The following is a 13,435-nucleotide window of genomic DNA, read 5'->3' as shown; positions in this document are numbered from 1 at the left end:
ATCATTTCCCTTTCGTGAGGTTGTCGGCGTTCATGGCAGTTGGACCGGTTGGTACCGATCGTCCGGCGAGCATCAGCTGTGCCTGCTGTTGGACGGCATCCGGCAGGGCAGAGAAGGTTAACTCCCGGCAAGGAATTGAACCCACATAGCGCACCACGTCGCGCATACTCTTCACGTTGAGCGCGCACTGATAAAACTGCTGTTGACGCACCAGGTAGAGGTTATGCAGCAGGGCGTCGCTTTGGGCGCTAAACCCGCCGTTGCCAAGGTCGCTCCAGCCGTTCACGTTCAGGGGCACGCCACCAATAAACGGCGAATGGTGCTCGTCAGTTAACTGGCCGAGCCAGGTGTAGCTTGCGGTAGTTTGCACGTCCCGGCGCAGCAGTTTGCCTGGCACCATAAACAGCGTCCTGCTGCCTGAACCTTGCGTAATCTCACTGCTGGCCCCCCGCGAGACATCCAGCGATTCGTTAATCGTCAGCGTCGTCTGCTGATAGCCCGGTACCGCGAAGAGAGCGCGGCTATTACCCGGAATGTCTGCACTGCCGCTGTTATCCAGCGACACGGCGACGCTTGAAGCCTGGGTATCTTCCGGTGTAGCAACGTTAACCGCGATGGCGGAAGCAGGACGACCGTCGCTCCAGCGGCCCAGCCACAGGCCAGAACGAGACAGCGCAAGGGTCGAGCTGTAGTTGCCGCTGCTGCTCAGCGTGTGGCGGCTGTCCTGACGATCCCATGCATCGCTTACGGTCAGGCTACCGTTGCCGTATCGCCCACCCTGGCGCGTATAGGCTGAGGTATTCATCGAGTCGCTGTTGATGCCAGACGCGCTGAGGCCGTACTCATTTTCGCCGCGGGCATCGGCATACCAGTTATGCGCAACGTTATAGCTCAGCTGGTTTTTTTCACGCTGCTGGTGCTGCCATGTCGCCCCAAGAGAGGTGTAGCTTGACGCATCACCCCGACGGTTATGCGCCATGGACAGGCTCATGCTTAGGTAGCCGCCTTTATCCCTGCCTTCGCGGGAATCATCGTTACGCATAAACAGGTTAATGCTGCTGTTAATGTTCAGGCCATGGGTGCTAAAGGCATTGCTCAGGCCTCCCTGCCAGGCACGCGTGCGCGTGCGGGTCATATAGACCGATTCCCACGGTAAACCCGCATCGTGGCGATCGTCGCTATCCGGGAGCTCCCGACGTGAAACGTATCGTCCTTCGTTACGGTTATCCGAATACCCCAGGCTCGCATACCAGGCGCCGACAGGCACGGAAAACATCACCGAGAGGGTTCGATAACAGCCGTTCACGGCGTCAAACCCCGCGCTTCGGGTGTTGCAGTTTTCCGCTGATAACGCGTTGCGATAGAGGCTCAGTGAAAAGCCGTCGTTGTAGCTGATTTGCTGGATATTGCCGCGCTGGCCTTCGCTGCCGTAAAGGTAGCTAAACCGGGTACTCAGCACGCCGTCGATCGGGCCCGCGTTGAAGCCCCGGCTCCAGTCGAGCGCATTTTCCAGGAAACGCTGGTTTTTCTTTATCGTTGCACCGCTGGTCAGCGCCAGCGTCGGGGTGACGGGCAGGCGTACGCCTGCCTGCGCAACCGCGCTACGTTCTTCGTTTTGATCGCTATTGTCGGTTTCGCCCGCCTGCAGGAACCACTCGACGCGGTCGAATGGCGTAATACCGGTTCGGGTAAACGGCACCTGCTCGGTTCGCGTTAGCCGGTTATTTTCATAGACGGACAGCGTGACGGTGTAGCTCCCGTCCGGGAACGCGCGCGTGTCCAGGGTTTGCGCCCCTGCATTCAGGTAAAAGCTGGCCAGCAACTGATTGCCGCGGCGGGCGTCGATACGCGCGTCGTGGGAAAGCAGCACGGTGATGGGGGTTCCCTTCGACTGCTGAACTGGATTAATCCACGCCCTTGTCGAACCGGTGCGCAGACCACGAATTTTGCCCAACGGCAGTTGGCTGAGGTTGATATTTCCCCCGGCATTGCTGAACAGATCGCGGGTGTCCATCTCGCCGAGCTGGACATAGTACTGACGCAGGATATCCTGGCGGAACCAGGCGTTGTTGACGGTTACCTCCTGCAGCTGCTGGTGCCTTGAACGCTGCCCCAGCCAGGTCCAGTCGAGATTCAGATAACCATCCCGGGTGAACGCCAGCGCGCCGTTGCCCTGCACGGTAGCCGACTGATAATCCCTGTCGGCAACGAAGTTAATGTTCTGTTGATGGATCAGCGCATTTTCGGTGTCCTGCGTGGGTTGATACCACTGATTTTCTGTTTTCGGTTTAGGTAAAAATTTCTTATCCAGAAACAGGCTAATGCGGGCGTTATTCTCGTCATAAATAATGGCCGCGCGGTCTGTATCAATGTAGTCACATCCAGCTGCGGAGCCATTGCTGCTGCAGGCCAGGTTGCCGTTACGGGCAAGCGGAACGGACAGCGCGGCAGACACGGTGGCCACCAGAGCAGGATCGTTATTAAACCGGCGTTTGATGGCCGCTATTACGGTTTCAGGTGCGACAAAGCTTACCGTTTCAAGCGTGATATCCGTTTCAAACAAGCCAAGCGACTCGCCGTAGAGGTTCACCTCTGTCCACAGGCGCTGCGTCTTCGCCAGATCTTCAAAACCCGGTGGGACGGCCATCCCTGCACAGGCGAGTTGGATGGATGCGGGGAGCAAAGCAACAAAGAGGAGAGTATTTCTGTGAAACGCCATGAACAAGCCTCGACATCATCCTGACGTCAGAGGGTGGGCACCCTCTGACGTTATCCCTTAGGTGCTGTGGTGTTACGCACCGCCTTCCGTGGTCGTCGCCTGCGTCAGCATCAGGCTGACAACGCCGCTGTACTGACCGGTTTTCAGAATGCCTTTGGTTGTCTGAGAAATGGTCAGAGGTAGTACCGCTGAACCGTTTTCAATGCTCCCTGGGAACAGCTCGGTGCCGGTGTATTCAACATCGGTGGTGGAGAGGGTTTTATCGCCCAGCATCACCGTCATTGGGATGGCCTCAGCACCGTCGGCATTCGCCAGTTTAGCCGCGCTAACCAGACGGACTTTTACGTTGCTGGTGGCGGAGTTAGACCACACCTTGGTATTCAGACGGTAGCTTTCCAGGCCACGTCCAGGCAGGTACTGCATATCGATGCTTGCCGGCAGCGGGGTGTTATCGGCCTGAGTCATATCCAGCTGTGAATCAACGCTGGCGTTAACGGTAATATCTTTTTGAATCGCCAGCGCGCTAACGGACGTGGTCATCGCGGCAACAATCATTAGAGGTTTAAAATACTTACGCATTGATATCTCCATATTTACAAATGAGCACCCTGGCTCTTTAAACAAACCCAGCGGGTTTTTTACGGTGACGCCGTGTTATTGCACGACGGGTAAATCAGCTTCTTCAGCGGTTTTATTCAGCCAGTTGAAGTAGCGGAATTTATATTTCTGGCCTTGTACCTTCGTGAGCGTTTTTAATTTCCGTTCGGTATCCGGATAAATCGTCGCGTCTTCTTTAATCCACTTACACGATGAATCTGCATCACAAATACCGATCTCTCTGAGCGGCACGCGCACCGTGCCGTTGTTTTTTAACGTTCCACTGAAAGGGTCAATCGACAGTGAAACCACACTTTTTTCCGGTGCTAGATGGATCAGGGCACCCCAGATCACATTGACGCCCAATCTTGCCGTCGCCGCAGGGCTTTCTGCCTTGCCCGGGATAATGCTGTCGGGTTGCTTAACGCCTTCAAAATAGACGCGCCAGGTCGTCTCTTTTTCCGGGGGCGTAAGCGATACCAGGCGAACCACACGCATTGCGCCTGCCGCAAGGGCGAATTTTTCGGGCGTGACAACAACGCCACCTTCTTTCCATGAGGCCACATCAATTTCTTTTTCCAGGGCCGTACCGGGATTAAGAATTTTCTTTTGCCTCACCCGAATGAACTGAATATCATCAGTTTTTGACGCCACCTTAATTTGCGCCGCACCGGACTTATCCACGTTAAGTTCCATGGGATACACGCTCATATTGGCCATTGTCATTTCTGAGAAAAATGGCAATGACAGCACGGAGACATAAAAGGCGGTTGTCATACTCACTCTATTTTTCTGTTTCACATTCAGTTTGCCTGCTCTGAGTTCATCGGCGGCGCGTTAACACCAGGACACCGTCTGCTTTCGTATCGCTTCAGGGCAGGGAAACTTTAACCAGAACAGCGGTTTGTGAAAATTTGTATTAGTTAACTCGTAAAATACAGTTTTTTATCCTGCTTTACTGGCTTTAAGGTTGTATAGTTAAGCGAAAATACCGCGACCAAGGATGGCGAGAAAATTCCTTCTGATTGCAAAATAAGCAGTTCGGGAGGCAGTTTTCATGTCGATGTACCAGGGATTAAAAAAGCCTGCGGTAACAACCGAGAATAAAAGATGTTTTTCATATGCAATAATTCGTTGTTATTCGATCCTGAAGCACATGCAATAAGCCTTGTTGGACAACCAGAATCTGTATTAACGCTTTCGGCACCAGCCGTTCGGCTTTTGCAGGAATTTATTAAATACAAAGGACGCGACCTGAGTCGGGAGGAATTGATTACTCGCGTGTGGGAAGAATTTGGCTTTACGCCATCGGGAAATAACCTCAATAAAGCGGTTAGCGAATTACGTAAAAGCTTCCAGTCTCTGGGAGAGGGATACGAATTTATCGTGACCGTGCCCCGTTACGGGTTCCGTTTTGAGGCAGATGTGATTTTTCAGCCTGGAGAGACTATTCAATCCGCCGCACCTCAGCCTTCATCCGCGCCGAAAGAGGTAAAGCCGCAGCGGCTGTCTCTGAAAAGATGGGCGCTCGTGGCCGTATCGATCGTCGTTGCATTGGGGGCGAGCCTTTACTTTAGCCGACAGCAGGGGATTTTCGTTCCGGCGAAGCTCAATCCGGTTAACGATAAAATCGCGCGTTGCAGTATCTGGATTATTAACGATCACGGACGTCCGTTGGTGCTATCGAAATTAGCGGAGCGGCTGGAGGCCAATAACGTGGCGTGCGAACGCGAGGAGTACGACATTTATTATTTCAGCGCCCGTTTTTCTATTTCCGCAGCAGATGAAGTGTTCATTGGCGCCTGTCCGGTCAGTAAAACTAGCCTGTGCAAAACCATACGTTATAAAAGCGGGGCACAAAAATGAAAATAAAACTTCTTTTTGGCGTGGGCGGTGTCCTGGTTGGTAGCTCGCTGGCATATTTTTACTACTCTGGCGGCGTGTTTAAAAAGGATATGCTGGCGTGCAGCACTGAATTTAACTTTACGCGCAATGAGGGAAAAGCCAGTGAAGTGAAGGTCAATACCGTTGCCCAGTTCTATTTTCATCGGGACGGTACAGGGGTGACCACCTATAAAGGCGCGGCAAGGGCTGGCGGGCAAAATTTGATCGTTGACAGGGATGTGGATTTTACCTGGGAGCAGCGGGATGATGATAACGTCATTGTGTTGAGCTACACCAAAACCTGGCCTCGGCATAATGACAATACGCCGGATGCCCAGTGGGGTAGCTTCGCCTATCCGACTGCACGCTACTATCTGACGATCTCTGAACTCTCGCCTTCAGTATGGCTGATTCAGGATCGGCGTTACCCTACCTATATTTGCCGGGGTGAGTAGGACATAAAAAAAGGAGAATGCCGCCGGCATTCTCCTTTTCGTTTCAGCAACTCTGCTTAATCGCGGCTGGCGAAGCCTAGGATGCTCAACAGGCTGACAAAGATGTTGTACAGCGACACATACAGGCTCACGGTAGCGCGAATATAGTTCGTCTCACCGCCACGAATGATATTGCTGGTTTCAAACAGGATCGCACCTGAAGAAATCAGAATAAACACCGCGCTAATCGCCAGATGCAGGGCCGGCAGCTGCAGGAAGATGTTTGCCACCATACCCACCAGCACCACCACAACACCCGCCATCAGCATGCCGCCCAGGAAGGACATATCCTTACGGGTGGTCAACACGTAGGCCGAGCAGCAGAAGAACACCAGCGCGGTACCGCCCAGCGCCATGCCGATAAGGTCACCCATTCCGGCAGACAGATACGCGTTCAGCATCGGCCCCAGGATGTAGCCCAGGAAGCCAGTGAAGGCAAACGCGGACAGAATACCGACGGGTTTGTCAGCGGTTTTGTAGGTCAGGAACATCAGACCATACATGCCCACCAGCGTCAGGATCAGCCCCGGAGAGGGCAGCATCAGCACGGTGCTGGCGGTTGCGGTGATCGCTGAAAACGCCAGTGTCAGGCTAAGCATGAAGTAGGTATTGCGCAGCACCTTGTGGGTACTGAGTAGCGATGTGCGGTCGCGTGAGGAAGTAATAATACGATCCATGAGTCACTCTCTTATGACAGATGTAATTAACGGAAAGAATAGGAAACGGCACGCCAGTCTCAAAGTGGTTTTACCCATCTTTACTCAGCACGTTAGCGCTCGAGGTGGTTGTTTCTTCTGCAGAAGTCCGTTTCACCAGTATGAACAGCGGTTTGCAGGTATTTACCAGATCAACCTCTTATAGGTTACTGAAAAATATTGCGTTATTACCATTAGAACGCTAAGAGTTATCTCCGGATCGTCATAAAACAGACAATAAGGCGAAGGAAATGAAACCACAAACACGCACTCACTTTACGCTCTCTTTGTTAACCGCCGGGATCCTGTGCGCCAGCACGGCAACCTGGGCGGCTAACGTGCCAGCAGGAACCCAACTGGCAGAGAAACAGGAACTGGTCAGGAATAATGGCAGCGAACCGGCTTCGCTCGACCCCCACAAAGTCGAAAGCGATGTCGAATTCAATATTATCAGTGATTTATTCGAAGGTCTGGTGAGCGTTTCACCGCAAGGTGAAATTCAGCCTCGCCTGGCGGAAAAATGGGAGAACAAGGACAACACCGTCTGGACGTTCCATTTGCGCCCGGGCATCACCTGGAGCGATGGCACGGCCATTACCGCAGAAGATGTGGTCTGGAGCTGGCAGCGCCTGATCGACCCGAAAACCGCTTCACCGTATGCCAGTTACCCGGGGAACATGCATATCGCTAACGCGGCCGATATCGCCCAGGGAAAAAAAGCACCGGATACGCTGGGCGTAAAAGCAATCAATGACACGACGCTGGAGGTGACGCTCACGCAGCCAAATGCAGCGTTCCTCGCAATGCTGACGCACCCGTCACTGGTGCCAGTGGATAAAGTGCTGATTGGTCGTTTCGGCGATAAGTGGACCAAACCAGAGCATTTCGTCAGCAGCGGGGCGTATAAACTGTCGCAGTGGGTGGTCAACGAACGCATCGTGGCGGAGCGCAACCCGCGCTACTGGGATAACGCACACACCGTCATCAACAAAGTAACCTATCTTCCCATCTCGTCCGAGGCCTCGGATGTGAACCGCTATAAAGCGGGCGAAATTGATATTGTGTACACGGTGCCGATCAACCAGTTTGCGCAGTTGAAGAAAACCCTGGGCACTCAACTGGATGTCTCTCCGCAGTTGGCGACCTATTACTACGAATTCAATACCACCCGGCCGCCGTTCAACGACGCACGCGTGCGTAAGGCGCTGAACATGGCGCTGGATAAAGACATTATTGCCGGGAAAGTATTAGGGCAGGGGCAGCGCCCGGCGTGGCTTATCAGCCAGCCCGATATCGGCGGCGTTAAGCTACAGAATCCGGATTACGCCAGCTGGCCGCTGGACAAGCGCATCGCTGAGGCGAAAAAGCTGCTGAACGAGGCCGGGTATAACGCCAGCCATCCGCTGAGCTTCAACCTGCTCTACAACACCTCTGAATCGCACCAGCGTATCGCCATTGCGGCCAGCTCCATGTGGAAGAAAAATCTCGGCGTGGACGCGAAGCTGCAAAATCAGGAGTGGAAAACCATGCTGGATACCATGCATACCCACAACTTTGACGCGGTGCGTTACGCGTGGATTGCCGATTACGACGACGCGGCGACGTTCCTGAACAACTTCCGCACGGGCGACAGCGAAAACACCAGTCAGTACAGCAACCCGGAATACGATCAGGCCCTGGTTAACGCTGCAAAAGCCAAAACCACGGCTGAGCGCGGCAAATTCTACCAGCAGGCGGAAGATTTACTGGGACGCGATGTGCCGGCTATTCCGGTTTATCACTACGTCCGTACGCATCTGGTAAAACCCTGGGTAGGCGGATTTACGCCGGATAAGCTGGGGTACTATTTCACCAAAGACATGTACATCAAAAAACATTAAGTCCGTGCTGATAAAATCGTCGATGTGTCGTCAGTTCAAGCGATTAAACGCGTTTTGACTATTTTTACAGCGAACGAATGGCTGTACTCTTTACAGCACGCGGTGAGGTGTTTATAGTTCGCCTCACTTAGGAAGTGTGGCCGAGCGGTTGAAGGCACCGGTCTTGAAAACCGGCGACCCGAAAGGGTTCCAGAGTTCGAATCTCTGCGCTTCCGCCAAATTAGAGCCCCTGTGATAGTTTTATCGCAGGGGCTTTTTTTATGTCCAAATCTTAGCATCGATCTCAAAGATAAGTCGGTAGGCAAGTTTCCCTGTCTCACAATCACTCTGATTCTGAAGCTACATTGATTGTGTTTAGTGCCCGGTACATCAACAGGTGATTTGATGAACGTAAGTTCAATTTATTTCTCACTTTGATGCGATACGCACTGGTGGTCTTTTCTGAAATGTTCATTAGTCTGGCGATACGTTTATTGCTTAAATGAGCGAGTTTAAAAAAATCATATTCTCTGTTCGTCAAATACGTTTGTTTGACTTTTTCTCTGTTATTGGCCAGGTTGCTGATATATTTCATGGAAGAGCGTAATGATGAGTAAATACCACTGTCGATCTTGACCGCTGTGTCTTTTTTTATCTCATCTAGCATAACAATATGTGGTGTGTTCAAATCTCGTAGTAGACTTGTAGTTCTGTCTCGTAATACTTCATTTTCAATAGCAACGATGACGGAGCTTGTGTTGTTTAAATAACTTAATTCCTTTATCTCTAGAATATCGTTCACATATTTAACAAAGAATCCAGTAGAGGGAACTCCTTTGCACAAAAAATAATTGTCGCTCACAAATGATATCATAAATCAACCCCTTTTTTATCTGCCGTGGCGAAATGATACTAAAGTGAAAAATTATAATTGGAAGTGTTTAATGTTTAGATTATTTAAATTTTAAATTTAAATATCGCAAATCGCGTGAGCACTTTTTTCAGACCTGCTATCTATGGGTGTTGAATAGTCAATGTATCCAAAATACGATCAAGGGCCAGCATGGAGATATTTTTCTCCATCGCCTGATGATAATGGATAAAACAGTCGAATGACATGTTAAAGTGTTCTGGCAATTGACATCCCTGAAGAGGAAAGCGCTTTTGCAATGGTGCTAAAAACACCTTTGGTACTACCATAAGATATTTTGATATAGCGCAATGCCATGCTAGTGACAGAAGATTTGGGCTCGTCCAGACGACTTTGCGTTGCATAAAAAGATCATAATCTATTTGCTCGACAAACCCTCTGATGCTGTCTAACCCGCGTTGCCAGTTGATAAATTCATACTCGTTCCAGTCATCCAGTAGTATGCTATCCTTTATCCGAGGGTGATCCCGGTTAGCCAACGTACATATATCCGAGATAACCAGCCGCTTGCAGACAATGGCACGATCATCAGGCAATCTGCCACCAATATCGATATCCACCTCTCGGTGTTTTAGCTTTTTAAGGCGCTCTTCCTCTGTGCTTCCCATCACCGTAAAGTGCATTAAGGAATCAGTTTTAGGGTGCAAGTGATCGGCTAACAACATCTCTATCAAGGAATAGGTGGCGATAACAAATTCACTCTTTTCGGCATTAATTTCAGCAATTTCAGCGTATTTTTCCTGTAACTTGACTGCATATTCGGTAGGGCGTAATCCCTGGCGCGTGCGTAAAAATAACACCTGACCAGTTTGCTTTTTCAGTTGGTTAAGAGCATAGCTGATTGATGACGGTGAAATATTAAGTTCTTTAGCTGCACTAACAGCACTCTTCTGTTCAATAAGTGCATTGATGATTTTTAATTGCCGCATATTTATCTGGCACATTGAATAAATCCTTTAAGGAGGGCTTATAAAAGCGTCTTGATCGACCTGATTTATATTTTTAAAATGAGAAACGATCTCATTAGCGGTGAGTTTCATCTCTTCGTAATCAAAAAGCGTATTGCTAAAATGGAAATAGCAATCGTATTTAAGAGACAGTTCCGGTGGCATGGACAGTTTTTTTACTGGAAACGTCGACGTAAAAACGGGCGCAAAATAATCAGGGATCATCATAATGCATTTACTATTTGCACAAAAAGCAACCATGTTAATGATACTGGCGGAAATCATGGCGATTTTTCGCTCATCCATATATCTGACAACATTTTGTGAGGATAAAATATTATCGCAATAGTAATCGCTGAAAACTGACCAAACCGCATGTTTTCTCTCCTGCCAGTCGGCGAGCGTGACCGTATCTTCTAACCCTGAATGTTGACTCGCCAGGAGAGAGACGGGAGTCGAAAACAGCTTGATCTTATTAACGAGTTTGTCGGCTGGCAGCTTGGAACCAATATCAATATCGATCAGACCATTTTTTATTCTTTCGAGGCGATCGTTGCTATTGGAATCATAGGGAAAAAAGTTGAAGCGTAGATCGCTGTTCCAAAAGCGACTCTCTTTAACGATTTTCGCTAACATCATTTCAACAGGTGTGAACGTCATAATATTCAAGGTATTTTTGCCTGTCGCACTTTCGCTAAAAGTGGGGGGCATACTGTTACCTGTAAATTTCTGATACCGCTGACTTAGTTCTTTAGCTGTCGTATCAGGTTTCATACCATTCCGTGTACGAATGAAAAGATGAGCACCTGTGATGCTACGTGCTTTTTTCAACGCATAACTGATGGAGCCCGGACTCAATTTTAATTGTTGAGCCGTTTTAGTGACACTTTGCGTCACGACGAGGGTATTGATGATGTTAAGTAGTTTTATATCTATTTCTTTTTTCATGCCACTCTCACTAATAGTTGGATGCGCAGCGTTTGAATCAAACCGCCAGATACTGAAAGGATAATTGATATTTAGCTTGTGATGTTTGTAATAATTCTAACCTCGACTTTTTAAAAAAAACAACAATAAAAATATGCTTTTAAAAATTATGCATGGCGATTTGTAATTTACCGAGGCTAACGCTATGTAACTCAAGGTTATTTTTTAACTTAAATTCTTTTAAAAATACATTTCAATGTACTGCTAATTTAATTTTGAACTAAGAGTGTATGAATACTTTCTTTTTGTATGGTATGGGCAGGAGAAATGACCTTCGCCTCTCCAAAAAAATTATTTAAAATTAAATTTTCAGCGTTATCTTTTCATTGTTGGATTTAGCGCAACCCTTTAATTTTAAATGTTTAAATGATGTTTGATTGTTTTTTTTAAAATCTGTGACGGGTTGTTTGATTTTTTAAAATAGTTATATTTAAAATGCTGAAGGATGTTGATGAACAGCGTTATCAATACTCAGCAGACAAAGATTATTTATATTCAATAAGTGCGTGGATTTAGACGTCACGATCAAAGAGGCAAATGGTAGTTTCCTGACTATTTATCTGATAGCTCAACGGTAGTTTTGGGCATCACGCGGCCATAATCATTAATACTTTGCCAGCTCAAAACACAACGTGAAGCTGGGTCGCACTCTGCCAACTGGCGGGTACTGAAGGGGGCGACCATGCCTGGGTCACGAACAATCAGCCCATTAACGTTAAGATTAACCAGTGTGACGTAATAGGGCGTAGGGTTGTTGACCTCAACCTTTCGGTCCACTTGTCTCCAGCGTAGCTGTTTATTAACGTCCTGGGGCTTACCCTGTAGCCCTGTCGGGCGGTAAAACAATTTCAACAGGGAACGGGGCGCAACCTGCACACTATTGCCTGTGGCGTTTCCGGCAGGAATAGCTGCAATGCTGAGTGTAAAAAGCGTTTCCCTATCCTGCCGCAACGTCTGCGCGGTTTTCAGAATTCTCAGCGTACCTTGTTTCTTCCCTTTTAACGCAAACAGGGGAGGGGCAATAATAAACGGTGCGGGTTGTGGTGAGGGGCGGACACCGTTCCATGTCCCACCCGAGGTGATATGGGTGTTAATTAACCAGGTTTCAGTACTGCTGTTCATGACAAGTACTGTTAACGCACGGGCTTTCTCACTATATATAAAACGTGTTCCACCAATGCTGACGCCAGCAAGGGCGGTAGTGGTATAAGCGGTCAAAAATACTGCGGTGAGAAGTTTAATCATAATTCATGGTGAAAGTCGTGGAGGCCGTTGCAGAACCAGAGCGAACCGGGCTGCCATTGGCGAGGAAGCGAGCATAGAAAGAGAGAGTGACGTTTGCCTGGTTCGTCACCAGATCGGTCGCCGCTGACGGCGTATTTAACGGAATAAGGGTCTGATCGCTATTATAGAGACCGAGAGCAACGCCCTGTGCGCCAGATGTATTCGTGTCCAGTTTCAGAAAGTCCGGTGCCACCGTGTCCTGGATACCTGAAAAGGTAACGCTTACTCGCTTCGCAGCATCCCCGCATCGTTCAAGATGAAGTGTAAAAGGTTGATAGGGCCCCCCTTCTCCGGCACGCGTAAACTGCGCTTTTGCAATATTTCCCATATCTACGGTCAGGGTGGTCGAATCTGCCGAAACAACACAGGTATTATCTGTGATCCTGCCGGTGATATTTACCGTGCCATCATAGGCATGCGTGGTCAGCGTAAAGAGCAGCAATGTTGCAGAGACGGATAAACTCACAGAAAAGCGTGTCACGTGATCGTCCTATTGATATTGAATATCGAAATACATCACTGCCGAGGCATTTCCGGGAGTGACACTGTTTTGTGTGGATTTATAACGCAGATAAAACGGCAGCATGACGTCCCCTGGTGTAAGAGGAAAGTTACCCGACGTTACCGTATTTACTGCGATAGGTTGCTGTGTATTATCAAGTATCTCTATGGCGACACCTGATGCCATACCACCCTGACCAGACGTATCCGACAGAGCCAGTAATGACGGGTTAGTGGCATCGGATGTGCCGGAAAACACCATTTTTGCCCCAGATGCTTTCGAGCCACATCCAGTTAAATGGATGTTGAACTGAGTGGCTGGCGAGGTGGCACCGGTAGAGGTGAACGAGCTGGCGTTGAATTGCCCCATATCGACGTCCATATTCTGGCTATCGCTGGCAACATCGCAGGTCCGTGACAATATCGTGCCAGTGATCTGCAAATTAGGCGAGCTGGCAAGGGCTTGTACGCTTAACCCTGTTGATATCACGCAGGCCAGAACTGCCATTGAATAATGTTTAAGTTTCATTTTTTATC

Annotated in this window: 13 protein-coding genes and 1 tRNA gene; 4 read left to right on the top strand and 10 right to left on the bottom strand. The window is 49.2% G+C overall.

Annotation, left to right across the window (positions count from 1 at the left end):
• Position 1: 1 nt before the first annotated feature.
• The 3 genes from WB237_RS09065 to WB237_RS09055 form a co-directional block, all read right to left on the bottom strand.
• On the bottom strand, positions 2–2,719 hold the full coding sequence (locus tag WB237_RS09065; RefSeq protein WP_336212430.1) for a TcfC E-set like domain-containing protein: 2,718 nt from the start codon (positions 2,717–2,719) through the stop codon (positions 2–4).
• A gap of 72 nt (positions 2,720–2,791) precedes the next feature.
• Positions 2,792–3,298 (bottom strand): CS1 type fimbrial major subunit, encoded by a 507-nt coding sequence (locus WB237_RS09060; RefSeq protein ID WP_316943304.1) that lies wholly within the window; start codon positions 3,296–3,298, stop codon positions 2,792–2,794.
• Between the two features lie 75 nt (positions 3,299–3,373).
• Positions 3,374–4,093 (bottom strand): fimbrial protein, encoded by a 720-nt coding sequence (locus WB237_RS09055; RefSeq protein ID WP_336213546.1) that lies wholly within the window; start codon positions 4,091–4,093, stop codon positions 3,374–3,376.
• Positions 4,094–4,426: 333 nt separating this feature from the next.
• Between WB237_RS09055 and WB237_RS09050 the strand changes: the two genes are divergently transcribed.
• Both WB237_RS09050 and WB237_RS09045 read left to right on the top strand, forming a co-directional pair.
• A complete protein-coding gene (locus tag WB237_RS09050; protein ID WP_442892488.1) occupies positions 4,427–5,182 on the top strand; it encodes a winged helix-turn-helix domain-containing protein in 756 nt (251 codons plus the stop codon).
• Positions 5,179–5,655, top strand: a complete 477-nt coding sequence (locus WB237_RS09045; protein WP_336212424.1) for a hypothetical protein — start codon at positions 5,179–5,181, stop codon at positions 5,653–5,655. Before WB237_RS09050 ends, WB237_RS09045 begins: the two co-directional genes overlap by 4 nt.
• A 56-nt stretch (positions 5,656–5,711) precedes the next feature.
• Here the strand turns inward: WB237_RS09045 and yccA are convergent, their stop codons facing one another.
• Positions 5,712–6,371, bottom strand: a complete 660-nt coding sequence (gene yccA, locus WB237_RS09040; protein ID WP_023335168.1) for an FtsH protease modulator YccA — start codon at positions 6,369–6,371, stop codon at positions 5,712–5,714.
• A 269-nt stretch (positions 6,372–6,640) separates the two neighbouring features.
• On the opposite strand from yccA, the gene WB237_RS09035 reads away from it, so the two are divergent.
• Together WB237_RS09035 and WB237_RS09030 are read left to right on the top strand one after the other, a co-directional pair.
• Positions 6,641–8,269, top strand: coding sequence for an ABC transporter substrate-binding protein (locus WB237_RS09035; RefSeq protein ID WP_336212419.1), 1,629 nt, complete (start codon positions 6,641–6,643; stop codon positions 8,267–8,269).
• Positions 8,270–8,399: 130 nt separating this feature from the next.
• A tRNA-Ser gene (locus WB237_RS09030) sits at positions 8,400–8,487 on the top strand.
• A 104-nt stretch (positions 8,488–8,591) separates the two neighbouring features.
• Here WB237_RS09030 and WB237_RS09025 read toward each other — a convergent pair.
• From WB237_RS09025 to WB237_RS09000, 6 genes are all read right to left on the bottom strand, one after another.
• Complete coding sequence (locus tag WB237_RS09025) at positions 8,592–9,122, bottom strand: LuxR C-terminal-related transcriptional regulator (protein WP_336212417.1); 531 nt, start codon at positions 9,120–9,122, stop codon at positions 8,592–8,594.
• Between the two features lie 140 nt (positions 9,123–9,262).
• Positions 9,263–10,123 carry a LysR family transcriptional regulator gene (locus tag WB237_RS09020; RefSeq protein WP_336212415.1) on the bottom strand — a complete coding sequence of 287 codons (861 nt, stop codon included), beginning with the start codon at positions 10,121–10,123 and terminating at the stop codon, positions 9,263–9,265.
• A 12-nt stretch (positions 10,124–10,135) separates the two neighbouring features.
• Positions 10,136–11,074, bottom strand: a complete 939-nt coding sequence (locus WB237_RS09015) for a LysR family transcriptional regulator (protein WP_336212413.1) — start codon at positions 11,072–11,074, stop codon at positions 10,136–10,138.
• A gap of 591 nt (positions 11,075–11,665) precedes the next feature.
• On the bottom strand, positions 11,666–12,358 hold the full coding sequence (locus WB237_RS09010; RefSeq protein WP_336212411.1) for a fimbria/pilus periplasmic chaperone: 693 nt from the start codon (positions 12,356–12,358) through the stop codon (positions 11,666–11,668).
• Entirely contained in the window at positions 12,351–12,878 is a 528-nt protein-coding gene (locus WB237_RS09005; protein WP_336212409.1) for a fimbrial protein, read from the bottom strand. Before WB237_RS09005 ends, WB237_RS09010 begins: the two co-directional genes overlap by 8 nt.
• 9 nt (positions 12,879–12,887) lie before the next feature.
• Positions 12,888–13,427: a fimbrial protein gene (locus tag WB237_RS09000; RefSeq protein WP_336212407.1), complete on the bottom strand. Its 540-nt coding sequence runs from the start codon at positions 13,425–13,427 to the stop codon at positions 12,888–12,890.
• Between the last annotated feature and the right edge of the window lie 8 nt (positions 13,428–13,435).

Source organism: Enterobacter sp. P82 (genome assembly GCF_037053385.1).
In the GTDB taxonomy this organism is placed as follows: domain Bacteria; phylum Pseudomonadota; class Gammaproteobacteria; order Enterobacterales; family Enterobacteriaceae; genus Enterobacter.
The sequence above is the reverse complement of the archived record's forward strand: the minus strand, read 5'-3'. Positions and strand labels throughout refer to the sequence as shown.

Bases quoted from the DNA above. Each gene is read 5' to 3' on its own strand.
- WB237_RS09045 (WP_336212424.1), top strand. From the start codon at position 5,179: ATGAAAATAAAACTTCTTTTTGGCGTGGGCGGTGTCCTGGTTGGTAGC.
- WB237_RS09015 (WP_336212413.1), bottom strand. From the start codon at position 11,074: ATGAAAAAAGAAATAGATATAAAACTACTTAACATCATCAATACCCTC.
- WB237_RS09055 (WP_336213546.1), bottom strand. From the start codon at position 4,093: ATGACAACCGCCTTTTATGTCTCCGTGCTGTCATTGCCATTTTTCTCA.
- WB237_RS09060 (WP_316943304.1), bottom strand. From the start codon at position 3,298: ATGCGTAAGTATTTTAAACCTCTAATGATTGTTGCCGCGATGACCACG.
- WB237_RS09020 (WP_336212415.1), bottom strand. From the start codon at position 10,123: ATGTGCCAGATAAATATGCGGCAATTAAAAATCATCAATGCACTTATT.
- WB237_RS09000 (WP_336212407.1), bottom strand. From the start codon at position 13,427: ATGAAACTTAAACATTATTCAATGGCAGTTCTGGCCTGCGTGATATCA.
- WB237_RS09050 (WP_442892488.1), top strand. From the start codon at position 4,427: ATGTTTTTCATATGCAATAATTCGTTGTTATTCGATCCTGAAGCACAT.
- WB237_RS09065 (WP_336212430.1), bottom strand. From the start codon at position 2,719: ATGGCGTTTCACAGAAATACTCTCCTCTTTGTTGCTTTGCTCCCCGCA.
- WB237_RS09035 (WP_336212419.1), top strand. From the start codon at position 6,641: ATGAAACCACAAACACGCACTCACTTTACGCTCTCTTTGTTAACCGCC.
- WB237_RS09010 (WP_336212411.1), bottom strand. From the start codon at position 12,358: ATGATTAAACTTCTCACCGCAGTATTTTTGACCGCTTATACCACTACC.
- WB237_RS09025 (WP_336212417.1), bottom strand. From the start codon at position 9,122: ATGATATCATTTGTGAGCGACAATTATTTTTTGTGCAAAGGAGTTCCC.
- yccA (WP_023335168.1), bottom strand. From the start codon at position 6,371: ATGGATCGTATTATTACTTCCTCACGCGACCGCACATCGCTACTCAGT.